Genomic DNA, 23,691 nt, shown 5'->3' with positions numbered 1-23,691 from the left:
GACCCATTGCGCAATGATCTTGCTCAAGAACTACACGGATATCCTCGCGGCAACAGAGCAATGAAGTACCCTCCCCCTCAAATCAATTACATTCAACCGAAAGGAGAGGGAAGGCATGAAACCAGCAACGAGTACGAAAAAGACGGGATTTGAGAGTTGGCAGAACTACGTAAACAACGCCGCTTCGCAGCCAGAAAAATGGAACCAATACGACTGCGAGATTCAGACAGCTGTCCACGAGTACAACAGTCATTTGGGTACCGTTGCGGGCTACATGCCGTTGGATTGGCACCTCATCAAGGCCATGACCTGGGTAGAAACGGGAGCCGGAAAGCCTGAGTGGAACTCCAGTCCGATTCAAATTGGCAATCCTGGTGACCCAGGCCTCACGGCGCTTCTCAACGGCAACGAGGGTGGTGAGGTGACCGTCAAGCCGGGCGATAGGCTGGAGAAGATCGCCAGGGTTCAAGGCTCCACTTCAGAACTGCTTCGACACCTGAACCCCGGTACCCACCTGCTAATGCCAGGGCAAACCCTCAAATACCGCAAAGGGGCGGTCCGTAAAGCCATCGTTGGCTGGAAGCCGATTACGACAGGCAATATCGCCGCCTACTACAACGTTGGCGATCCGATGTACGCACAAAAGCTGGACTACGCGTTATCAGTGATATCTAAACAGAAGGAAATCACATGCGCGCCGTGAAACTTGCTCTGCTTTTGGCGGCATCTGCGACGCCCTTTTTTTCGAATGCCGCGGGCGCTCCATTTACCGGAGTGTTTCAAGGCGAGGGCCGTGCCTGTTTCGGCGGGCTGTTTGTCCGTTCGAAGACAATCGAATGGACATCCAGCTTCAGCAAGTGCGGCCCTGTCCGCTACGAAATCCTCGATCAGGATATGGTGAGCGAGCATCCCCGGATCGCATACCGTCTCGTGGAGCGCTCGAAGCAGTGCCGGAACGCCGTGATTGCTCTGACGCACTACGATGGCGCGGTCTGGGACGTCAAAGGCTACCCCTCGGTCGAGGCGTACCAAAAACGTGACCTGCCGGATTGGAAAAATTCGGTGCAACCGGACCGCGCAGTCACATCATGCGGCATGCTGAAGCAATGATCGACGAGCGCCCGGCTCATCGATCACCGATGAAGACGCAGCGGCGGCGCCAATCAGCCGGATCGCGCCGCAAGCTGCCAAAGCATCAAACCACGTTCATCGCCAGCGCACTGGCGCGGTAATGCTGGTTCGCTCGGCCCGCGTCGCCGAGCTGCTCGAACAGCCGCGCGAGCGCGCGGTGCGTGCGGATCGTCAGCGCTTCGTTGTCGCCCGCCATCTTCAACGCCTGTTCGAGGAACGACTGCGCTTTGCCCCAAAGCTGCTGATGCAGGCACAGGCGGCCCAGCGAGAACAGCAGATCGGCGTCCTCGGGGCGCTCCTTGTGCCACGCCTCGGCCCTCTGGATCAGCGGCAGCGCATCGCCGCCCGCCGTATCCGGATAGCGCCGCAGCAAGCGCGCGTCCCAGTTGTGCGCGAGCGCATCCTCGACGATCTTGCGCGCCGCCTGGTGCTTGTTCAGCGCGACCAGCAGTTCCGCCGCCAAATCGGCCAGACGCGGCGACTGCCGCTCGGTCGCCGGCAGCGAGTTCCACAGTTCGAGCAGCGCGTCCGCGTCGTGGCGGCGGTCGCGCAGCAGGTTCTCCGCCGCCTGCTGGCGCAGCCGCACCGCCGCCGCGGGATGGATCGCCTCGCGCTTTTCGAGCGACTTCACGAGCTTCAGCACTTCCGCCCAGTTCTTCAGCTGCTGCTGCGCGCGCAGCGCGATCTGCTGCGCCTGGATGCGCCGGCCGCCTTGCGACTGCATCTCGGTCAGCGCGGCGAGTGCGCCGTCCGCATCGCGGCCGTCGGCGCGCATGTCGGCGCTCGCCATCAGGCGCGCGTCCTGCCAGTCGGCGGCGTCGATTTGCGAGAGCCATTCGTCGCGGCGCGCATATTCGTGCATGCGATGCGCGGCCGCCGCCGCGATCAGGCCGGCGGCGCCCTTGTTGGCGTTGTGCGTCAGCGAATCGCGCGCGGCTTTCTCGGCGCGCGAGAAACGTCCGGCGAACAGATTGCCCACGGCGTCACGCAGCGCGGCATGGGCCTTCGCCTCGCGCGAACGCACGCGATACGCGGCGACGCGCTGCGGCATCTTCCAGACGTTGCGCACGATGCGCATCAGCGCGTAGACGACGATGAACAGCACGATGAGTGCAACGACGAAGAGGTTCAGCGAAATATCCACGCGATACGGCGGATAGACGAGCATCACCTGGCCGGCATCGAAGCGCCCCACCGTCGCCAGCGCCACGGCGATCACAAAGAGAAGCGCGAGCCACAAGAGTCCTCGGATCGCCATCGTCAGCTCCGGCTCTTGTATTGGTGCACGGCCTGCAGGCTCGTGTCGAGATTCGGCAGCGCGACGGCCGCCGAGCCCTGGTCGACCTCCCTGACGAGCTCGCGCACGGTCTGCGTGCGTTTGGACGAGGCGTCGAAGTAGCGGCCCAGCGCGGCATCGGCGGCGGCGAGGTCGGACTTGAGCGTCGCCTGGTTGCGCGAGAGCAGCGACAGACGCGCCGACAACAGGCGCAGCTTCAGGTTCTCGCGAATGAAATAGCCTTGCTCGGGCGAGTTCAGCATCGCATCGGCGTTGTCGATGCGGCGCACCTGCACGAGGCTCGTCAGCTGCTGGCCGATGCCCGCCGAGAACTCATGCCACCAGACTTTCCAGCGCGGCTCGCCAGTCGCGGCCGCGACCTTCGCGGTATCGGCCGGCGTGGGCGCGTGCGGCGTCGCGTGCGCGATCGGCGCCTCGCCCGTGAGCGGCAGCGTGTCGGCCTGCTCGATCGCGTTGTCGAGCTTGATCGCTAGACCGGTCAGGTCGGTGGACGGCGCGGCTTTCAGCTTGTCGATGTCCTGCGCGATCGCCTTGCGCACGGCCAGCGCCTGCGCGCTGTCGGAGGCCGCGAGCCGCGAGTCCGCGCTTTGCAGCGCGAAGAGCGCGAGCTGCGTGTTGCCCGTGAGCTGCAGCTGCTCACTCGCGCTCGACAGCATCTGCTGGACCTCGGCGAGCGTCCAGTCGTCGCGGTTGCGCGCAAGATCCGCGTATTGCTGCTGCAGCGCCAGTTGAGCGTTCTGCGCATCGGCGAGCTTGCCTTCGAGCTGCGAGAACTGCGAATCGACCTCGCGCACGGTCGCGAGCGCCTGATCGGTCTTGCCGCGCAGCTCGGACACTTGCGCGTCGTTCGCCTGCTGGCGTACTCCAAGCCGGGCGTCCATGCGCTCGACCTTGCGGTTCAGCGCAAAGCCGCCGACACCGGCCGCCGCGAGGAACACGATCACGACGAACCAGAGGGCGGCGACGCCCATGCTGCCGCGCTTTTGCGCTTCGTAAGGCGTGAACGGCTGGTTCGGCGGCAACGGCGGAGGCGCCACGGCCGGCTGGGGAGTCACGTTGTTGGTATCGTTGGAAGCACTCATGCGTGTAGGGGCCGGGTTGGGCGAAGCCGGTTGATCGAGGGGTGCGGCGGGCGCCGGGCGCATTGCCTCCGCGCAGGCGGCAAGCGCGCGGACGATGCGCTCGTCGCCCGCGCCGGACATCGTAATGCTATCAAAACCCAATCCGCGGGCGGTCTCAGCGATGCGCGGATGCGGCGCGACGACGGTCGCGCGCTTGAGCGCGGCGATTTCGGCCGCGGTCAGGTGCTCGTGCGCGAGGTCGTTGAGATTGCGCACGCCCTCGGAGCTGGTGACGAGCCACGCGTGCGGCGCGCCCGCGAGCAGCGCATGCACGCGCGCCCAGGCGCCGATCGACGGATCCGGCACGATGCGCCGGTACGCGGCGACCGCCTCGACCTGCGCGCCCGCCTCGCGCAGGCGATCGGCGAGCCATTCGCGGCCGCCGTCGCCGCGCACGATCAGGACGCGCTTGCCTTCGAACGCGCCCTCGCCAAGTTCGCTCTCGAGCGCGGCGTAGAGCGCTTCCGAATCGAAGCGCGCGCCGTTGTCATCGCCGTCGGCGGAAGACGACGGGCTCACCACGCGATACGCTGGCGCCGCGACGCCGTGCCGGGCCAGCGCCGCGACGCTGCCGGGGCCGACCACGCCGATCGGCAGCGCATGCGGCCAGATCGCGCCGTGGCTGGCGAACGCATGATCGATCGCATTCGGCGACACGAACACGACGAGCGCGTAACTCTCGAGCGATGCCAAGGCGGCGGCGAGCGGCGCGGCGTCCTCGACGGGCGCGATATCGATCAGAGGAAATTCGAGCGTTTCGATGCCTTGTGCCGCAAGCTGCGCGAAGAGCGCGGCCGACTGTCCGGCCGGCCGCGTCACGACTGCCGTGAATGCGCGCGGCGCCTCGCGGCCGCGCGCGGCGCCCGGTCCGCCCGCCATCATGCAGTCGGCTGGCCGCCGTTGCCGGCGGTCAGCGAGCGGACGATCTCGAGCGCGCCCTGCGCCTCCAGCGCCGCCGCGACCTCGCGGCCGAGCGCGAGCGCCCGCTCGACGCTCGTCACGGGCGCGGACGCCTCGGCCGCGACCACGCGCGCGCCGTCGGGCGTCGACACGCGGCCGCGCAAGTGCAGCGCGCCGTCGCCCCACGCCGCATGCGCCGCGAGCGGCACATCACAGCTGCCGCCCAAGGCGCGCGACACCATCCGCTCCGCCTCCACGGCGAGCGCGGTCGCCTCGTGATGCAGCGGCGCGAGCCACGCGGCAAGCTCAGCGCGCCCGGCGCGAATCTCGATGCCGAGTGCGCCCTGGCCTGCCGCGGGAAGACTGTCGCCGGCGTCGAGCAGCGAGCGGATGCGCGCGCCGAGGCCGAGCCGCTTCAAGCCCGCCGCCGCGAGAATGATCGCCGCATATTCGCCGCGATCGAGCTTCGCGAGCCGCGTATCGAGGTTGCCGCGCAGCGGCCGCACGACGAGCTGCGGATGGCGCGAGCGCAGCATTGCCTCGCGGCGCAGGCTCGAGGTGCCGACCACGCTGCCGGCCGGCAGCGCCGCTAGCGATGCATAGTCGTTCGAAACGAACGCGTCGCGCGAGTCCTCGCGCTCCATGATCGCGGTGAGCGCGAAGCCCTCGGGCAGCTCCATCGGCACGTCCTTGAGCGAGTGCACGGCGAGATCGGCGCGGCCGTCGGCGAGCGCGGTCTCCAGCTCCTTCACGAATAGCCCCTTACCACCGACTTTCGACAAGGTGCGATCGAGAATCTGATCCCCGCGTGTCGTCATCCCGAGGATTTTTACGTCGCAAGATGGATATAATTTGTGCAGCGCATCGCGCACGTGTTCGGCCTGCCACATCGCGAGTCGGCTCTCTCGCGAGGCAATCACGAGCGTGCGCGGCGGGGTGGCGGAAAGCGTCTCGGAGTTCATTGCGTAAGGCTTCGAATGACGGGATGGATAACAAAGAATGGTAGCACGCGGGTTCCGGCTGCCATGCCGCGCCGGTCAAGGCGCAACCCGCGCGGAGCCCCCGCCCCCGAGCCACAGCAGTAACGATTTCGGCAGTTCGCGCGCCCGACCGTCCGGTCGGACGCGATACCGCAGTTTCCGCAGTTGCTTCACCCGCAGTCCGTCCATCTATTCATCGACTCTGGCTTCACTGAGGAAATCATCGTGACGTCTTCCGGATCGGCGCGCCCTGCCCGCCGCAATGCTGCATCGCCCGCCAACGAATCTGCCGCATCTGCCGTCAAGCCGGCCAAATCGGCCAAATCGGCCAAAGCCGCGAGAACCGTGAAAGCGGCCCAATCGGCCAAGAGCGCCAAGGCGATCAAGGCCGTTCAAGCCATCGGCGCCGAAGCCGTCCCCCAGCTCGCGGAGCGCAAAGCCGCCGGCAAGCGCCGCGCCAAAGCCGCGGCCAACGACGCGCGCGAGGCCGCCGCCCCGCAGCGCGCGCCAGGCCGCAGCCGCGAAGACAAGGACCAGCCGCTCTTCGAGGACATCCGCTTCCTCGGCCGCCTGCTCGGCGACGTCGTGCGCGAACAGGAAGGCGACGCGGTGTTCGACGTCGTAGAGACGATCCGGAAGAACGCCGTGAAATTCCGCCGCGAGGACGACACCGCCGCCGCGCAGACGCTCGACAAGAAGCTGCGCGCGCTCACGCCCGAGCAGACGGTGAGCGTCGTGCGCGCGTTCAGCTATTTCTCGCATCTCGCGAACATCGCCGAGGACCGCCATCACAACCGCCGCCGCCGCATCCATGCGCTGGCGGGCTCCGCGCCGCAGGCGGGCACGATCGCCTACGCGCTCGCGCGCCTGACGCAAGCGGGCGCCGCCGCGACGCCGGTGCTGGAGCAGTTCTTCCACGACGCGCTGATCGTGCCCGTGCTCACCGCCCACCCGACCGAAGTCCAGCGCAAGAGCATCCTCGACGCGCAGCGCGACATCGCGCGGCTGCTCGCCGAGCGCGACCAGCCGCTCACCGCGCGCGAGCGGACGCAGAACGAGTCGCTCTTGCGCACGCGCGTGACCTCGCTCTGGCAGACGCGCATGCTGCGCGATTCGCGCCTGACCGTCGCCGACGAAATCGAAAACGCGCTGTCGTACTACCGCGCGACGTTCCTCAACGAGATCCCCGGCCTCTACGCCGACATCGAAGCCGAGCTTGCCGAGCACGGCCTGGCCACGCGCCTGCCGCCGTTCTTCCAGATGGGCAGCTGGATCGGCGGCGACCGCGACGGCAATCCGAACGTCACCGGCGCGACGCTCGAGGAAGCGATCACCCGGCAAGCCGCCGTGATCTTCGAGCACTACCTCGAGGAAGTGCACAAGCTGGGCGCGGAGCTGTCGGTGTCGAACATGCTCGCGAGCGCGAGCGACGAGCTGAAGGCGCTCGCGGCCGCCTCGCCCGACCAGTCGCCGCATCGCGTCGACGAGCCGTACCGGCGCGCGCTGATCGGCATCTACACGCGGCTCGCGGCGAGCGCGCGCGTGCGGCTCGGCGAAGGCGTCGTGCCGGTGCGCGGCGCGGGCCGCAGCGGGCCGCAAGTGCGCGCGACGCCCTACGCCGACGCGAGCGAGCTCACGCGCGACCTGCACGTGCTGATCGATTCGCTCGCCGGGCACCACGGCGAATCGCTCGCGACGCCGCGCCTCGCGCCGCTCGCGCGGGCGTCTGAAGTGTTCGGCTTCCATCTGGCGAGCATCGACCTGCGCCAGAGCTCCGACATTCACGAAGCGGTGATCGCCGAGCTGCTCAAGCGCGCGGGCGTCGAGGCCGACTACGCGTCGCTATCGGAAGCCGACAAGCTGCGCGTGCTCATCTCCGAGCTCTCGCAGCCGCGCCTGTTGCGCTCGCCCTACCTCGAATACTCGGATCTCGCGAAAAGCGAGCTCGGCGTGCTCGAGCAGGCCCGCGCCACGCGTGAGCGCTTCGGCGCGCGCGCCGTGCGCAACTACATCATCTCGCACACGGAAACGGTGAGCGACCTCGTCGAAGTGCTGCTCCTGCAAAAGGAAACGGGCCTGCTCGAAGGCGTGCTCGGCAGCCCGCACACGAATGCGCGCAACGGCCTGATGGTGATCCCGCTCTTCGAGACCATCCCCGACTTGCGCAACGCGCCGCACATCATGCGCGACTACTTCGCGCTGCCCGGCGTCGATGCGCTGGTCGAGCACCAGGGCGGCGAGCAGGAAGTGATGCTCGGCTACTCGGACAGCAACAAGGACGGCGGCTTCCTCACCTCGAACTGGGAGCTCTATCGCGCCGAGCTCGCCCTCGTCTCGCTCTTCAAGGAGCGCGGCATCACACTGCGGCTCTTCCACGGCCGCGGCGGCACGGTCGGACGCGGCGGCGGCCCGACCTACCAGGCGATCCTGTCGCAGCCGCCCGGCACCGTCGAAGGCCAGATCCGCCTGACCGAGCAGGGCGAAGTGATCGCGAGCAAGTTCAGCAATCCGGAGATCGGCCGGCGCAACCTCGAGACCGTGGTCGCCGCGACGCTCGAAGCCTCGCTGCTGCCGCAGGGCAACGTGCCGGGCGCGAACCTCGCTTCGTTCGAAGAGACGATGCAGTCGCTCTCGGATGCGGCGATGGCGGCGTATCGCGCGCTCGTCTACGAGACGCCCGGCTTCACCGACTACTTCTTCTCGTCGACGCCGATCGCCGAGATCGCCGAGCTCAACATCGGCAGCCGGCCCGCGTCGCGCAAGCTGCAGGACCCGAAGCACCGCAAGATCGAAGACCTGCGAGCGATTCCGTGGGGCTTCTCATGGGGACAATGCCGGCTGCTGCTCACCGGTTGGTACGGCTTCGGCAGCGCGGTCGCGGCACACCTCGACGGCGCGGGCAACGACGCCGAGCGCGCCCGTCGCCTCGCGGCGCTCAAGAAGATGCACAAGACCTGGCCGTTCTTCTCCACGCTGCTCTCGAACATGGACATGGTGCTCGCGAAGACCGACCTCGCCGTGGCTTCGCGCTACGCGCAGCTCGTCGCCGACAAGAAGCTGCGCAAGCACGTGTTCGAGCGCATCGTCGCGGAGTGGGAGCGCACCTCGAAGGCGCTCTCCGAGATCACCGGCAAGGAGGAACGGCTCGCCGACAATCCGCTCCTCGCGCGCTCGATCAAGAACCGCTTCCCGTACCTCGATCCGCTCAATCACCTGCAGGTCGAGCTGATCAAGCGGCACCGCGCGGGCGACACCAACGCGCGGCTGCGCCGCGGGATTCACCTGACGATCAACGGGATCGCCGCGGGTCTGCGCAATACGGGCTGAGTGCGCCGCGTGAGAGGCATCGGCCCAGCCGCCTGGCCGCTCCTTCTTTTGATCGAAGGAGCGAATGCCGCCGCTCCCTCACTGCGGAAGTTTCAGGGCATTGACCACGAGCTTATCGATTCCCCCGCCCACAGCCCAATAGACGTTTCCATCGCTGGCCGTAATGAAATCGTCGGAACGGTGGAATTGGAACCCCGTCGGCATCACAGTCGGCGGAATCAAGACGTTGCCATTGACGTCGATCACCGCATACTTCGCTACCGCGTTTGCGGTGTTCGTTGCCGAACTGCCCACCTCGCGCCACGCCACGAGAAATTTGTCGTTGCCGAGCGCGGCTAGTTTAGGATCCACGGCCAGCGTTCCGGTATTGAGCTTGGTCAAATGGACGTACTTGATTTTCGAAACGTCGCCGGAGTTCGATCCCTGCAGTTTCGCGATGGCGGGGAAGTCGGAGAGACTGACGAGGGCGACAGCCACGTTCAGCTCGTTTGCGGAATTGTCGCTCGCCGTGTTGGACACATACTTCGACGAAAAGCCAAGCGCGACGGTATTTCCATTCTGAACGGCAAGACCGCCAAGAAGCGTGTAAGTGCGGTTCTCACCTGTATTGCCCGGAATGGGAAGCACGTTGATCCTCGTGCCGGTGCGCGCGTCATACGCGAAAACCGATCGCGGATAGGCGTCGCCCAGTCCCGCCATGACGAATCCGGCTCCAGGCTTCGTGCGATCGATGCGCGCAATGCGCTGATCGAAATCGTGGCTTGCCAGCCAGCCGTCTGAAGCGTAACCCGCTGTCCTGCTGGCGACCAGCGAAGGCGCGCCGCCGTCCTGGATATAGCGGATGAACCCGCCCTGATGGTAGTTGCCGCTCAGGTACGACTCCAGGCCGAGAAAATACGCAATATATCGGCCGTCATACACCATGCGCATCGTCGACATCCGCAACGGAGACACCAACGTGCCCGAAGTGGTAAGCGGCAGATCGGCAACACCCGACGACGGATCCGTCATCGCATCCTGGAACACCGTAGCGCCATCGTTCTTCTTGACGACAAGCTGGCCGCCCGTGGTCGCATAGTTGGCCCCCGATGCCGCGGCGCCCCATCGATTGGAATAGTCGCTGTACGACAGGTAGTAGCTGTTCGCGCCCAAGACTTCGAAGCCAGCAAGGTTGTCACACCGCGTATCGGTCAGGCCATTCACCGTCGGCCCCTTGCACGCGTCGAAATCGGAGCGGGTGTACATGTGCGGAGCCAATACGCCAGGAGCGACGGAGAACACGTCGCTGGAAAGGTTGGCAAACGTCGAGTCGACCTTGGTGACCTTGATCGACGAGCTGCTCGAATCGGTCCATGCGATCGCGTAGCCGCCGCCGGGAACTTCGCGCAAGACCATCTCAGGCGGAACCCCGTAGCGGTAGTAGTAGTTGTCCCCGGATGCCGCAAGGGACGACACGTTCTGCTTGCTCCAATCGTACGGCGTGCCTGTCACCGGTATGGCGTACGACGCGCTGCTCAGCGTCAGCGCTTGCTGCGAAGGCGTCGAATCCGAAGAAGGCGTCGAATCCGGAGAGGGAGTCGAACCCGAGGGTGTGTCCGAACCGGACGAAGGTGTCGAGTCCGAAGACTTCGATGCGGCGTTCGCCGCATCGTTTTGGGAAGAGCCGCCACAAGCGGCAAGAAAGAGGGCCATGACTGCAACAGCCACGGTGCGCGGACAGAGGAGAAACTTGTTTTTCATGCGGGATTCCAGAACACAACTTCCATCGAAGCCTGCCGCCTGGTTCCCGCTCACGTAACGGCTACGTGAGCGGATTGGCTTCAAGCCCTGCTGTGTGATGTCGTCCCTGTGCTTTGCTCGCGCTGCTCCCTACCCGGTCGGACTCCGGTCAAACGATCGCCCCGCCAGAAAATGGGTGGAAATGCTCGTCACCCAAACGGATATCGCCGCCATCGGCGACTACGCTCGAACGCGTTTGCTTGAAAAAGCACAAGAACCGCTCACCCCGCGCAATTTGCCGCGCTCGAGCAACAAGTACTATCGGAATACTCCGAAACAATACGCATCGGATCGTCCCGCGCTGCCCGAGGCAGCGCATTGCTTACCGCGCGTCGATCATCAACGCATCGAGCTTGAACGACCCGTCCGGCTGCACGTCGAAGTACGCCCGCACCTCGTCGGGCGCATTCGCCCACATCGACCGGATCGCTTCGACGCGCACCTCGGGCGTGCGCATCCGCGCCACCCACGACGCAAACTCGATCGGCAAGCGCCAGCGCTCGCGAACCTGCGCGGTGAAACCCGCGCCGGCGAACAGCGCGAGCCATTCGTCCGCGCGATAGTCGCGAATGTGCGAGCCGTCGCGCAGCAGTTCGACAGCCTGAATATGCGTATCGAGCAACGGATGGTCCGCGCCCGCGATATCGATGAAGAGCACGCGCCCGCCCGGCTTCAGCACACGGCGCACTTCGGCCAGCGCGCGCGGCACGTCGTGCCAGTGATGCGCGCTCATGCGGCTCACCGCCCAGTCGAACGACGCGTCGGCGAACGGCAGCACTTCGGCCGCGCCCCGCTCAGTGCGGATGTTCGTCAAGCCGCGCTCGCGCGCCGCGGCGTCGACCGTCGCCAGCATCTGCGGCGCGAGATCGTACGCCACGACCGACCGCGCGTGCGGCGCGACCGCGAAACTCGCGTGCCCCGCTCCGCAGCCGAGATCGAGCACAGCCGCGCCTGGCGTCGCGCCGATTTCCGCGGAGAGCGTCTGCAGGTCGGCGCCGCTCGCGTGCACGGCACTCGTCAAATAAGCGGCGGCAGTCGAGCCGAACGCGTCGGCGACCTGATCGTGATGTTTCATCGGTAATTCCTCGTTTGCGAGCCTTGGGAGGCGTGTTGTCCAGCGGGGCATGCCGCTACAATAGAGCCCGCGCTGTACCGGTACAAGTTAAGCGGTTATCCCGGTACCAAAGCTACTCCCCTAGGCCATGGTCTGCTCACGCCGATAACAGGCTTCGGGCCCCAGCCTCACCTGCCCATTGAAGATGGCCAAGCAGCCGCAATCGAACGATTCTTCCGCCGAGGCGTCGAGCCCCACATCGCTCGACGCCTCGCCAGCGCGCGCGCTCGGCGAATTCATCCGCGCGCACCGCGAGCGCCTGACGCCGCAGGCCGTCGGGCTGCCGCCCGGGCCGCGCCGCCGCACGCCGGGCCTGCGGCGCGAGGAAGTCGCGCAGCTATGCGGCGTGAGCCCGACCTGGTACACGTGGATCGAGCAGGGGCGGCCGGTGTCGGCATCGGCCGAAGCGCTCGCGCGGATCGCGGTCGCGCTGCAGCTCTCGCGCGCCGAACGCGCCTACCTGTTCGAGCTCGCCGCGCAGCGCGATCCTGCCGAGCCCGACCAGGCGGCCGCCGACGCCCCCGCGGCCCTCATCGAAACCGTGCAGCTCATCGACGCGCCGGCCTACGTGCTCGATCGCCAGTGGACCGCGCTCGCCTGGAACGCCCCGGCCGCCGACCTCTTCGTCGGCTGGCTCGACGACGCGCGGGGCGGCCATCCGCGCGATCGCAACCTGCTGCGCTTCACGTTCACGTCGCCGGCTGCGCGCACGCTGATCGTCGATTGGGAGACGCGCGCGCGCCGGCTCGCGGCGGAGTTTCGCGCCGATTCGATCCGGCACCTGAACGATGCGCCCACGCGCACCCTGATCGACGCCCTCTCCGCGGAAAGCGAGGCGTTCGCGCACTTCTGGGCGTCACAGGACGTGGGGGAACGCGAAGGCGGCACACGCGAGTTCGATCATCCGCGGCATGGCCGCGTCGTCTACGATCAGATCACCCTCAAGCCCGCGCACCGGGAAGATCTCAAGCTCGTGGTTCTGGTGCGGCGGGGATGATATAAGAACCCACCATGACCTCTCTTCCTTCCGAGCCCACGCCGGATGCCCTTGCCGCCCTCCTCGAGCGCATCGCCGGCGAGGACGCCGCGGCGCTGCGCTCCCTTTACGATCTGACCGCGTCGAAACTGTTCGGCGTCGCGCTCCGTATATTGGTGAAACGCGAATGGGCCGAGGAGGCACTGCAGGACGCGTACGTCAACATCTGGCGCTACGCGGGCGACTACCGGCAGAGCCTGGCCGCGCCGATGACCTGGATGGCGGCGATCGTCCGCAACCGCGCGCTCGACTGCCTGCGCCGGCAAAAGACGGCGAGCGCCGGGCAAACCGAATGGAGCGAAAGCTTGGATGAAGTCCTGGCAGGTACCGACCCCGATCCCGCCGACGTTGCGCTGCTGAGCCAGGAAGCCCGGCAGCTCGCGATCTGCCTGGAAAGGCTCGACGCGAACCAGCGCCAGGCCGTGGCGCTCGCGTACCTGCGCGACCAGAGCCACAGTGAGATCGCCGGCGTGCTGAGGGTGCCGCTCGGCACCGTCAAGTCGTGGGTGCGGCGCGGGCTCGAAAAGCTCAAGACCTGCATGGGAGGCCTGTGATGGATCTGCATCGGCATCCCGGCCTCGTCGACCGGCTCGCCGGCGAATACGCGCTCGGCGTGCTGCGCGGCTCGGCACGCCGCCGCTTCGAGCACATGGCGCAGCGCGATGCGGCCCTGCGCGCCGCCGTGCAAACCTGGCAGGCGCGCGTGAGCGCAATGGCCGAGCTGGGGCCGCGCGTGGCGCCGCCGCCATCGGTGTGGGAAGCGATCGAGCGGCGGCTCGAGCTTGCCGCGGCGCGGCGCGCGGCGGCGGCTGGGGCACAAGCAGACGAGCCGGCGCGCGCCGCGCCGGCAAGACCGGCTGTGCCGCCGTCCAAGGCCACGGCTTCGCGCTGGTTCGAAAGCCTGTCGTTCTGGCGCGGCTGGTCGGTCGCGGCGACGGCCGTCGCGGTGCTCGCGCTTGCCGTCGCGCTGCTCCCGCTTGTCGAGCAGGCGCCCGCTCCCGCCACGCAAGTCGCCGAGCAGCAGAACGGCCAGGGCATCGAACGTGTCGCCTACATGGCCGCTCTCGCGGACACGCAAACCAGCAAGACCATGATGGTCGTCATGTGGGACCAGAAGAGCGCGATGATGACCGTGCACCGGATGGGCGGCGACACAGGCCCGGCCGGCGATTCCGGCAAATCCGAGCAGCTCTGGGGCATGTCGCCGGACGGCCGCCCTGTCTCGCTCGGCGTCATCCCGCCTGGTGGGACGATCAGCATGAAGGTGCACGGGATGGGCGCCTATCTCAAGCTCGCGGTATCGATGGAGCCCCGTGGCGGCTCGCCCGACCCTAACGGCCCGACGGGCCCGGTGATCTGCTTGGGCAAGCTGATGGCCACGGCCTGAAGCGCCGTCAGCCCGCCGCGCCGCAGCGACTGCCGTCAGGCAGCCGTCTGGCGCGCCGGGCCGCGATGATAGAATCCTCGTTCTCCCCGCACGCGCCACGCGTGCTCCCACGCCGTCGCGCGACGGCACTACGTTCACTGCCATCACCATGACGTCCCAACTGCACAAAAAAGGCGAAGCCTGGTCGGCTCGCTTCTCGGAGCCGATGTCGGAGCTCGTCAAACGCTATACGTCGTCGGTTTTCTTCGACAAGCGCCTCGCGCTCGTCGATATCGAAGGGTCGCTCGCGCACGCGTCGATGCTCGCCGCGCAGAAGATCATCGGCGCCGACGACCTCGCTGCGATCCAGCGCGGCATGGCGCAGATCAAAGGCGAGATCGAGCGCGGCGAATTCGAATGGCAGCTCGATCTCGAGGACGTCCACCTGAACATCGAGGCGCGCCTGACCGCGCTGATCGGCGATGCGGGCAAGCGCCTGCACACGGGCCGCTCGCGCAACGACCAGGTCGCGACCGACATCCGCCTGTGGCTGCGCGGCGAGATCGACCGCATCGGCGGCCTCTTGAAGGACCTGCGCGGCGCGCTCATCGACCTCGCCGAGCAGAACGCCGAAACGATCCTGCCGGGCTTCACGCACTTGCAGGTCGCGCAGCCGGTGACGTTCGGCCACCATCTGCTCGCCTACGTGGAGATGTTCACGCGCGACGCCGAGCGCATGCGCGACTGCCGCACCCGCGTGAACCGCCTGCCGCTCGGCGCGGCGGCGCTCGCGGGCACGAGCTATCCGATCGACCGGCATGCGGTGGCGAAGACGCTCGGCTTCGACGGCATCTGCGCGAACTCGCTCGACGCCGTTTCCGACCGAGACTTCGCGATCGAATTCACGGCCGCGGCGGCGCTCGTGATGACGCACGTCTCGCGCTTCTCGGAGGAACTGGTGCTGTGGATGAGCCCGCGCGTCGGCTTCATCGATCTCGCAGACCGCTTCTGCACGGGCTCGTCGATCATGCCGCAGAAGAAGAACCCGGACGTGCCCGAGCTCGCGCGCGGCAAGACGGGCCGCGTGAACGGCCACTTGATGGCGCTGCTCACGCTGATGAAGGGCCAGCCGCTCGCGTACAACAAAGATAATCAGGAAGACAAGGAGCCGCTGTTCGACACCGTCGATACGGTCGCGGACACGCTGCGCATCTTCGCGGAGATGGTCGCCGGCGTCACGGTGAAGCCGCAGGCGATGCGCGCGGCGGCGCTGCAGGGCTTTTCGACGGCCACCGATCTGGCCGACTACCTCGTCAAGCGCGGCCTGCCGTTCCGCGACGCGCACGAAGCGGTCGCGCACGCGGTGCGGATCTGCGTGGACCGCCAGTGCGACCTCGCCGACCTCACGCTCGACGAAATGCGTAAAGAGCTGCCGAACGTCGCGCACCTGATCGGCGACGACGTGTTCGACTACCTCACACTCGAAGGCTCGGTGGCGAGCCGCAACCATCCGGGCGGCACGGCGCCCGAGCAGGTGCGGGCCGCGGCGAAGGCGGCGCGGGCGGCGTTGGGCTGACCCTGCCGGCTCACTCGACTCGCCAACGCTTACACGTTGCAAAAGAAAACGGCGGACCTCGTGTCCGCCGTTGTCGTTTCAAGCTCAGAGCTCGCGCGCCGGCCCGCCGCTCAATCGTTGCCGACCGTCTCCGAAAAGCGCTTGATCGTCGCGATCCGCGCGCCGATCAGGTCGACCCGGTCCTGGCTGCCGATGAGCGGCCCCGTCGCATCGCGAAACGCGACCCAGCTGCGCTCGGCGCGCATCAGCACCGGCCGCGAGCGCACCGGCAGCTTCGCGCGCAATTTCCGGTAGTAGCGATTCAAGTCGAAATCCGCATGCTGGCACGCGGCATCGGCAGAACAGCGCGGTGTGCGTTGCGCAGCAGGCGGCGCGTCGCCCGCCTGCAACGCCAGCGCGGCTTGCTGGTATTGCGCAGCCGCCTTGCGCAACGCCAGCGCGCGATCGCGCACCGGCTGCAGACGCAGGTTCGCCGCGCTCATCGCGTACGAGGAGCCCTCCGTGGTCGCGAACACGGCGTGCAGCAGGTGCGCCTCCTCCTTGCGCCACGCGAGCCAGCGCCGCTGGCTCTCCTGCCAGCCTCGGCGCAGTGTCTCGCTCGGCGCATTGGCGAGCACCGGCTGATAAGCGGCGTCGATCGCCCCCTGCCACGCATCGTTGGCCGCCTCGATGCACTGCACCTGCCCCGCCGTCGACGACCGGTCGGCGCGCGCCGCGCACTGCCGCATCGCGGTATCGATCGGGTCGGCCGCGGCGACTTCGGCATGCGCCACCCCAGCCCACACCACGCACGCAAGGGCGGCGGCTGCAAGCAGCGCGCCGGCCAGACCGCGTTTGAAGCCCGGCGACATCATCGGATCAACCGCGCACGCAATCCACGTAATACTCGAGACGGCCGTTGACCGAGTCGGCGACGAGTCCGTGGATATCGGTGTAGAAGCCCGGGAAACGCTCATTGAACTCGCGCGCGAACTTCAGGTAGTTGACGATCGTCTTGTTGAAGCGCTCGCCCGGAATCAGGAGCGGAATGCCCGGCGGATACGGCGTGAGCAGCACGCTCGTCACGCGGCCTTCGAGCTCGTCGATGGCCACGCGGTCCACCTCGCGGTGCGCGAGCTTCGCGAACGCCTCGGACGGCTTCATCGCCGGCTCCATGTTCGACAGGTACATCTCGGTCGTGAGCCGAGCGATGTCGTTGGCGCGATAGACGCTGTGGATCTGCTGGCAAAGGTCGGCGAGCCCGACACGCTCGTACTGCGGATGCTGCGCGACGAACTTCGGCAGCACGCGCCACAGCGGCTGGTTGTTGTCGTAGTCGTCCTTGAACTGCTGCAGCTCGGTCACCATCGAGTTCCAGCGGCCCTTCGTGATGCCGATCGTGAACATGATGAAGAACGAGTAGAGCCCGGTCTTCTCGACGATGATGCCGTGCTCGGCCAGGTACTTCGTGACGATCGCGGCCGGAATGCCGGTCTCGCCGAAGTCGCCCGTGAGATCGAGGCCCGGCGTGATGATCGTCGCCTTGATCGGGTCGAGCATGTTGAAGCCCGGTGCGAGCGGGCCGAAGCCGTGCCAGTTGTCTTCGGCGCGCAGGATCCAGTCTTCGCGCGAGCCGATGCCTTCGTCGACTAGGCTATCCGGCCCCCAGACCTTGAAGAACCACTCGTCGCCGTATTCGGCGTCGACCTTGCGCATCGCGCGGCGGAAGTCGAGCGCCTCGGCGATCGATTCCTCGACGAGCGCCGTGCCGCCCGGCGGCTCCATCATCGCGGCGGCCACGTCGCACGACGCGATGATCGCGTACTGCGGGCTCGTCGACGTATGCATGAGGTACGCCTCGTTGAAGCGGTCTTTATCGAACGTGCGGTTCTCCGAATCCTGCACGACGATCTGCGATGCCTGCGAGATGCCCGCGAGCAGCTTGTGCGTGGAGTGCGTCGCGAACACGAGCGCACCCGTGCGCGGACGGCCCGCGCCGATCGCGTGCATGTCCTGGTAGAACTCGTGGAACTCGGCGTGCGGCAGCCAGGCTTCGTCGAAGTGCAGCGTGTCCAGCAGGTCGCCGAGCAGGTCCTTGATCATCTCGACGTTGTAGATCACGCCGTCGTAGGTGCTCTGCGTGATCGTCAGGATGCGCGGCTTCGCGTTCGGGTTCTTCGCGAGCGCCTCGCGCGCGAACGGGTTGGCCTCGATCTTCTTGCGAATGTTCTCGGGCTTGAACTCGTCGCGCGGAATCGGGCCGATGATGCCGAAGTTGTTGCGCGTCGGCGTGAGGAACACGGGAATCGCGCCCGTCATCATGATCGCGTGCAGGATCGACTTGTGGCAGTTGCGGTCGACGAGCACGATGTCGCCCGGCGCGACCGTCGCGTGCCAGACGATCTTGTTCGAGGTCGACGTGCCGTTGGTCACGAAGAACAGGTGATCGGCGCTGAAGATGCGTGCCGCGTTGCGCTCGGAAGCGGCGACCGGCCCGATGTGGTCGAGCAGCTGGCCGAGCTCGTCGACGGCGTTGCAGACGTCGGCGCGCAGCATGTTCTCGCCGAAGAACTGGTGGAACATCTGGCCGAGCGGGTTCTTCAGGAACGCGACGCCGCCCGAGTGGCCCGGGCAGTGCCACGAGTACGAGCCTTCGTCGGCGTACTTGACGAGCTCCTTGAAGAACGGCGGCGCCAGTGAATCGAGGTAGACGCGCGCCTCGCGGATGATGTGGCGCGCGACGAACTCCGGCGTGTCCTCGAACATGTGGATGAAGCCGTGCAGCTCGCGCAGGATGTCGTTCGGCAGGTGGCGCGAGGTGCGCGTCTCGCCGTACAGGAAGATCGGGATGTCCGCGTTGCGGCGGCGCACTTCGGTGACGAACGCTCGCAGGTCGATGATCGCGGTGGCCAGTTCGGGCAATTCGCCGTCGGCGCCGACTTCGCCGAGCATCAGCTCGTCGTCGTCGAGCGACAGGATGAAGCACGACGCCCGGCTCGACTGCTGCGCAAACGAAGTCAGGTCCCCGTAGCTCGTGAGACCGACCACTTCCACGCCTTCCTTCTCGATCGCCTCCGCCAGCGCCCGGATGCCGGAACCCGAGATGTTCTCGGAGCGAAAGTCTTCGTCGATGATGACGACAGGAAAACGAAACTTCATGGGGCGAATCTCCAAAAACAAGGACCGCTGGCCCGGGGTCGATCTCCCTCTTGCTCAGCGGTCACCCGAATAGCCGGTGGTGAGTTGGGGTCCGTTACGTCTTGGGCAGCGTGACGCCGTGCTGCCCCTGGTATTTACCGCCGCGGTCCGCGTACGACACGTCGCACACTTCGTCGCTTTCGAAGAAGAGGACTTGAGCCACGCCCTCGTTCGCGTAGATTTTCGCAGGCAAAGGTGTCGTATTCGAGAATTCGAGCGTGACGTAGCCTTCCCACTCCGGTTCGAACGGCGTGACGTTCACGATGATCCCGCAGCGCGCATAAGTCGACTTGCCGAGGCAGACCGTGAGCACGTTGCGCGGAATGCGGAAGTACTCCACCGTGCGCGCCAGCGCGAACGAGTTGGGCGGGATGATGCAGACGTCGCCCTTGAAATCGACAAACGACTTCTCGTCGAAATTCTTCGGATCGACGATCGTCGAGTTGATGTTGGTGAAGATCTTGAATTCGTCGGCGCAGCGGATGTCGTAGCCGTAGCTCGACGTGCCGTAGCTGACGATCTTGCGGCCGTCCTCGGAAGCGCGGACCTGATCGCGCACGAACGGCTCGATCATCTTGTGCTGTTCGGCCATGCGCCGAATCCATTTGTCAGATTTGATGGCCATGAAGGGACCTGAAGAACGCTGCGTGACGAGAAAGGGTTCGAAGGCGGCGCGTGCACTTGTGCGTCGAATCAGGCACTGGCGGCCAACCGGGGACGAAAGGCCGTTATTTTACGCGATCGCGAAGGTGCTGCCGTGAAAGCCGCACTGCGGCCGGATGGGCGCAGGCGGCGCGCCGGCTCATTGCTTGATCGGCCCGCACGCGAGCGCGGGGCCCGCGCCGTGCGCGGGGAACGCGTAGGGGTCGCTCGGATCGCGGTGGATCAAAACCGAGCGCGACAGGACCGAGCGCACGCCGTCGAGCGAGACGTCCGGGGCGACGATGAAGCCCGAGGTCACGCCGTTGGCGTCCGCGTGAATGTTGCCGAGATCGCCCTCGACGCGCACACCGGACCTCAATTCGTCCGCCGCGGGCGCGAACACGCGGCCCGCGCTCGAGCCGTCGGCGGCATTGCAGTCGCCGCGCTCATGGATTTGCAGCGCATGGTCGCTGTTCGGCGGGAGCCCCGCGAGGTTGTAGGTCACCTGGACGCCGTCCGAGCGCTCGATGAAGGTAACCGTGCCGCGCGCCGTGTTGCCCACGGTCGGCAGCAATTGCGCCTCCGCGCGTTTTTCGTGGGTGCCGAAGAAGGCGGTGCAGCCCGAGAGCGCCACGCCAAGCAGGCTGACGGCAACCAGGACGATAAAGCGCTCCATCGCCTGCCCGTCGATTCGTTGTTTCATGCGATCCTCTGTCGATCAGAGTTAGCGCTTTAGCTGTCGACCAGAGTTAGCGCTTTAGCTGTCGACCAGAGTTAGCGCTTTAGCGCTTACTCTGGTCCCATGCAGAGCGCTTACTCTGATCCCATGCAAAGCGGCCGGCCGGCGGCCGCCCCTGCGACCGCCCCGCCAGACTTAGCGAAGCCGACATCATACCGCGACAGGCCGTGCGAAAAACACGGCCAGGCCCGCGCCGACGGGGCCCCGGAGCGCCGGACCGCCAAGCTTGCGGCCTGCTTGAGGCGCGCTCCGCTTCAGGTGTTCTGAACCACGATGGTCGGGAATTTCGACGACATGTCGCGCGCGCGCTCGGCGATGTGGATGGCCACCTTGCGCGCGATCGAACGGTAGATCTCGGCGACGCGTCCGCCCGGGTCGGCGACGACGCTCGGATTCCCGCCGTCCGCCTGCTCGCGGATCGCGATGTCGAGCGGCAGGCTGCCGAGCACCTCGACGCCGTAGTCCTTGGCCATGCGCTCGCCGCCGCCCGCGCCGAAGATGTGCTCTTCGTGGCCGCAGTTCGAGCAGATATGGATGCTCATGTTCTCGACGATGCCGAGAATCGGAATGCCGACCTTCTCGAACATCTTGAGACCCTTCTTCGCATCGAGGAGCGCGATGTCCTGCGGCGTCGTGACGATCACCGCGCCCGTCACCGGCACGCGCTGGGAGAGCGTCAATTGAATATCGCCGGTGCCGGGCGGCATGTCGACGATCAGGTAGTCGAGGGCCTTCCAGTTGGTCTGCCGCAGGAGCTGCTCGAGCGCCGAGGTCGCCATCGGGCCGCGCCAGACCATCGGGTTGTCCTGCTCGATCAGAAAGCCGATCGAGTTCGCCTGCACGCCGTGGCCGACGAGCGGGTTCATCGACTGGCCGTCCGGCGACTCGGGGCGCCCCTCGATGCCGAGCATCATCGGCAGCGACGGGCCATAGATGTCGGCGTCGAGAATGCCCACCGAGGCGCCTTCGTCCGCCAGCGCGAGCGCCAGGTTGACCGCGGTCGTGCTCTTGCCGACGCCGCCCTTGCCCGACGCGACCGCGACGATGTTCTTGACGTTCGGCAACAATTTCACGCCGGGCTGCACCGTATGCGCGGCGATCGATTGCGACACCGCCACGCGCGCCTCGGCGACGCCGGGCACCTGCCGCAGCGCCTCCTCCACGAGCGCGCGCACGGCCCGGTACTGAGTGACCGCGGGATAGCCGAGCACGACGTCGACGGTGACGGTCGAGCCGTCGATCGCCACGTTCTTCACGCCTCTGTCGGCCGCGAACGAACGGCCCGTGTTGGGGTCAATGACGGCGGCCAGCGCGGCGTCGACCAATGCCCGATCAATGCTCATCGAAACTCCGAGGGGATTTGTTCGCGGCTGCCGCTCGCCGTCGCCAGGGGCGGGGAGCGCGTGCCTGCGAACTTGAAAAATTGAAAGAATCTGTTGCTCACCATTGCCAAAAATCGACTTGCCGGGCAACCTTCGCCGGCTGCAAGCTATAGGGCCGCATCGCTGCCGCGCCATTCGTCATTGTAGTGGCTCGGGGTAAGCGCCGCCGGAAGACCTTTCTTCATCCGGGTGCTTGCCGCGCATCACGGCAAGCACCCGATACGAGCCAGTCCGCACGGGCCGGCTTGCCAACACGTTCACTGGAGAGGATTCGCATATGAACGCAAAAATCATGACCCGCCTGACCGTTTTCGTCGTAGCCGGCGCGCTGCTCGGCGGCTGTGCGACCCAGCAAGGGACCAACACCGCGGTCGGCACGGGTACCGGCGCGGCCGTGGGCGCCGGCCTCGGCGCGATCTTCGGCGGCGGCAAGGGTGCGGCGATCGGCGCGGCCGCGGGCGCGGCGGTAGGCGGCATCACGGGCTACAACTGGCAGGCGATCCACAACAAGCTCTCGGGCGCGACCAAGGGCACCGGTGCGCAGGTCACCGAGCAGCCGGACGGCTCGCTCAAGGTCAACATTCCGAGCTCGATCTCGTTCGACACGGACAGCTACGCGATCAAGCAGTCGTTCGCTCCAGTGCTCGACACGGTCGCGCAGACGATGCAGCAGAACCCTGAGCTGATCGCGCAAGTGATCGGCTATACGGACAGCACCGGCACCCAGCAATACAACATGACGTTGTCGCAGAACCGCGCGCAGAGCGTCATAACCTTCCTGAACCAGCGCGGCGTGCTGCCGGCGCGGCTCTCGTCGCAGGGCATGGGTCCTGCCAACCCGATCGCGGACAACAACACCGATGCCGGCCGCGCCCAGAACCGCCGCGTCGAGATCTACCTGCGCGCGACGGCCCAGCACGGTCAAGCGCCGCAGTATCAATAAAGGCTTGATTCGAAACGGTTCCTCGGCCCGCCGGGCAAGGCGTCCAAAACCTCGCGGTAGACAGATCAAAAAAATTTCGAACTCGGCGGAAATTTCGCTGTCTTTCTATACGGTACGCGACTGCTGATGCGGCCGCGTCACCATTCTCCTCTTGTCGTTGTTGCTCCGGGGCCATAGCCCCGGTTTTTTTTGCCCGTTCGCTTCCCGGCGATGCGCCGCAGTCCGACCTGTCTACCGGCGGTGGATAATCTCCCCCCGCCCGGCCAATGAGAACTATTCTCAATAAGCCGCACCCCGTGTTCGTCGTCCTGACGGGCCTGTCCGCCTATCTGTACGGACAGCGGCACACGCCGCGGGAAACCTCGGTCTTCCTCCTGAAGCGCGGTCTGTTCCTGGTCGTGCTCGAACCGGCCTTCGTCTGCTTCGCCTGGACCGCCGAGTTTCCGCCCAGGACGCTCTGGCTCCAGGTGATCTGGTGCATCGGCATCTGCATGATCGTGCTCGCCGCGCAAGTACCCGCCGGCTGATGTTCCTGTTGCCGGCGCTGGGTGCGGGCCCGCTACTGCTCGCGTGGTTCGAGAAACGCGGGGCGCATCCAGCGCGGATTCGCTCTTCAACAGCGCGGTCAACGCCGCGTATGCGTCCGCGAAATCGATCGATATCGTCCGCGTCGCGGCGAACTACGCGTTCTCCGATGTCACGCTCGGCGGCTACTACAGCGATTCGCGCTACGCCGCCGACGCCGCCTCGCGCTTCACGCGCACGCAGGTCTACCGCAACGCGCCGGTGTACGGCGTCTGGCAAGCTACGGCAGCCGTGCTGATGGAACTCGGCGACAACTTCCTCAAGGCGTCCGGCGACTCGTCGGCGCGCTATCGCCAGGTCAGCCTGGCCGGCGCCCATGCGCTCGGCAAGCGCACCGACCTTTACGGCGTGCTCGGCTACACACATGCGAGCGGCAGCAACGGGCTCGGCGCGGCGCAAGGCGCGGTCGGCGCGACCAGCGTCGACGCGGGCGGGCCGTCGCAGGCGCGGGCGAATCTCGGCATCCGGCATCGCTTCTGAGCGAGACCTGTCCTGCCGGCCAACCCGGGCAGGTCCTTTGGCCGCTCCCCGCCCCGCGCCCGCCGCCCGCGCGCCTGCTAGAATCGAATACTCTTTTCCCCCGCAGTCCTACGAAA

Annotated in this window: 20 protein-coding genes; 10 read left to right on the top strand and 10 right to left on the bottom strand. The window is 66.6% G+C overall.

Annotated elements, in window-relative coordinates:
* Positions 1-115: 115 nt before the first annotated feature.
* Complete coding sequence (locus tag FAZ69_RS25520; protein ID WP_136897870.1) at positions 116-703, top strand: LysM peptidoglycan-binding domain-containing protein; 588 nt, start codon at positions 116-118, stop codon at positions 701-703.
* A complete protein-coding gene (locus tag FAZ69_RS25515) occupies positions 691-1,110 on the top strand; it encodes a hypothetical protein (RefSeq protein ID WP_240702463.1) in 420 nt (139 codons plus the stop codon). The genes FAZ69_RS25520 and FAZ69_RS25515 overlap by 13 nt, the downstream gene beginning before the upstream one ends.
* Before the next feature lie 85 nt (positions 1,111-1,195).
* Here the strand turns inward: FAZ69_RS25515 and FAZ69_RS25510 are convergent, their stop codons facing one another.
* From FAZ69_RS25510 to hemC, 3 genes are read right to left on the bottom strand one after another with little or no spacing between them, the layout of a single operon-like run.
* Positions 1,196-2,389, bottom strand: coding sequence for a heme biosynthesis protein HemY (locus tag FAZ69_RS25510; protein ID WP_136897869.1), 1,194 nt, complete (start codon positions 2,387-2,389; stop codon positions 1,196-1,198).
* 2 nt (positions 2,390-2,391) lie between these two features.
* Entirely contained in the window at positions 2,392-4,431 is a 2,040-nt protein-coding gene (hemDX, locus tag FAZ69_RS25505; protein ID WP_136897868.1) for a fused uroporphyrinogen-III synthase HemD/membrane protein HemX, read from the bottom strand.
* Entirely contained in the window at positions 4,428-5,411 is a 984-nt protein-coding gene (hemC, locus tag FAZ69_RS25500) for a hydroxymethylbilane synthase (protein WP_136897867.1), read from the bottom strand. The genes hemDX and hemC overlap by 4 nt, the downstream gene beginning before the upstream one ends.
* A 183-nt stretch (positions 5,412-5,594) precedes the next feature.
* On the opposite strand from hemC, the gene ppc reads away from it, so the two are divergent.
* Complete coding sequence (gene ppc / locus FAZ69_RS25495; RefSeq protein ID WP_439654797.1) at positions 5,595-8,756, top strand: phosphoenolpyruvate carboxylase; 3,162 nt, start codon at positions 5,595-5,597, stop codon at positions 8,754-8,756.
* Between the two features lie 78 nt (positions 8,757-8,834).
* On the opposite strand, the gene FAZ69_RS25490 is transcribed toward ppc, so the two are convergent.
* Complete coding sequence (locus FAZ69_RS25490) at positions 8,835-10,496, bottom strand: hypothetical protein (RefSeq protein ID WP_136897865.1); 1,662 nt, start codon at positions 10,494-10,496, stop codon at positions 8,835-8,837.
* A gap of 361 nt (positions 10,497-10,857) precedes the next feature.
* On the bottom strand, positions 10,858-11,610 hold the full coding sequence (locus FAZ69_RS25485) for a class I SAM-dependent methyltransferase (protein ID WP_136897864.1): 753 nt from the start codon (positions 11,608-11,610) through the stop codon (positions 10,858-10,860).
* A gap of 184 nt (positions 11,611-11,794) precedes the next feature.
* On the opposite strand from FAZ69_RS25485, the gene FAZ69_RS25480 reads away from it, so the two are divergent.
* The 4 genes from FAZ69_RS25480 to argH all read left to right on the top strand — a co-directional run bounded on the left by FAZ69_RS25480 (position 11,795) and on the right by argH (position 15,627).
* Positions 11,795-12,646, top strand: coding sequence for a helix-turn-helix transcriptional regulator (locus tag FAZ69_RS25480; RefSeq protein ID WP_136897863.1), 852 nt, complete (start codon positions 11,795-11,797; stop codon positions 12,644-12,646).
* Between the two features lie 14 nt (positions 12,647-12,660).
* On the top strand, positions 12,661-13,239 hold the full coding sequence (locus tag FAZ69_RS25475) for a sigma-70 family RNA polymerase sigma factor (protein ID WP_136897862.1): 579 nt from the start codon (positions 12,661-12,663) through the stop codon (positions 13,237-13,239).
* Positions 13,239-14,072, top strand: a complete 834-nt coding sequence (locus FAZ69_RS25470) for an anti-sigma factor (RefSeq protein WP_136897861.1) — start codon at positions 13,239-13,241, stop codon at positions 14,070-14,072. The genes FAZ69_RS25475 and FAZ69_RS25470 overlap by 1 nt, the downstream gene beginning before the upstream one ends.
* 148 nt (positions 14,073-14,220) lie before the next feature.
* Positions 14,221-15,627: an argininosuccinate lyase gene (gene argH, locus FAZ69_RS25465; protein WP_136897860.1), complete on the top strand. Its 1,407-nt coding sequence runs from the start codon at positions 14,221-14,223 to the stop codon at positions 15,625-15,627.
* Between the two features lie 110 nt (positions 15,628-15,737).
* On the opposite strand, the gene FAZ69_RS25460 is transcribed toward argH, so the two are convergent.
* From FAZ69_RS25460 to apbC, 5 genes are all read right to left on the bottom strand, one after another.
* Positions 15,738-16,481, bottom strand: a complete 744-nt coding sequence (locus tag FAZ69_RS25460; RefSeq protein ID WP_240702462.1) for a lysozyme inhibitor LprI family protein — start codon at positions 16,479-16,481, stop codon at positions 15,738-15,740.
* 4 nt (positions 16,482-16,485) lie between these two features.
* Entirely contained in the window at positions 16,486-18,765 is a 2,280-nt protein-coding gene (locus FAZ69_RS25455) for an arginine/lysine/ornithine decarboxylase (protein ID WP_136897858.1), read from the bottom strand.
* A gap of 94 nt (positions 18,766-18,859) precedes the next feature.
* Positions 18,860-19,429 (bottom strand): dCTP deaminase, encoded by a 570-nt coding sequence (dcd, locus tag FAZ69_RS25450; RefSeq protein ID WP_136897857.1) that lies wholly within the window; start codon positions 19,427-19,429, stop codon positions 18,860-18,862.
* A 177-nt stretch (positions 19,430-19,606) separates the two neighbouring features.
* Complete coding sequence (locus tag FAZ69_RS25445) at positions 19,607-20,149, bottom strand: superoxide dismutase family protein (RefSeq protein ID WP_136897856.1); 543 nt, start codon at positions 20,147-20,149, stop codon at positions 19,607-19,609.
* A gap of 290 nt (positions 20,150-20,439) precedes the next feature.
* Positions 20,440-21,528, bottom strand: a complete 1,089-nt coding sequence (gene apbC, locus FAZ69_RS25440) for an iron-sulfur cluster carrier protein ApbC (protein WP_136897855.1) — start codon at positions 21,526-21,528, stop codon at positions 20,440-20,442.
* A 316-nt stretch (positions 21,529-21,844) separates the two neighbouring features.
* On the opposite strand from apbC, the gene FAZ69_RS25435 reads away from it, so the two are divergent.
* The 3 genes from FAZ69_RS25435 (at position 21,845) to FAZ69_RS25425 (ending at position 23,575) form a co-directional block, all read left to right on the top strand.
* Positions 21,845-22,510 carry a YiaD family glycine zipper/OmpA-like lipoprotein gene (locus tag FAZ69_RS25435; RefSeq protein ID WP_136897854.1) on the top strand — a complete coding sequence of 222 codons (666 nt, stop codon included), beginning with the start codon at positions 21,845-21,847 and terminating at the stop codon, positions 22,508-22,510.
* A gap of 266 nt (positions 22,511-22,776) precedes the next feature.
* Complete coding sequence (locus FAZ69_RS25430) at positions 22,777-23,037, top strand: acetyltransferase domain-containing protein (protein WP_206171235.1); 261 nt, start codon at positions 22,777-22,779, stop codon at positions 23,035-23,037.
* 43 nt (positions 23,038-23,080) lie between these two features.
* Positions 23,081-23,575: a porin gene (locus tag FAZ69_RS25425; RefSeq protein WP_136897853.1), complete on the top strand. Its 495-nt coding sequence runs from the start codon at positions 23,081-23,083 to the stop codon at positions 23,573-23,575.
* Positions 23,576-23,691: the final 116 nt, after the last annotated feature.

The sequence above is a fragment of the Trinickia terrae genome, assembly GCF_005144415.1.
Lineage (GTDB): Bacteria > Pseudomonadota > Gammaproteobacteria > Burkholderiales > Burkholderiaceae > Trinickia_A > Trinickia_A terrae.
The sequence above is the reverse complement of the archived record's forward strand: the minus strand, read 5'-3'. Positions and strand labels throughout refer to the sequence as shown.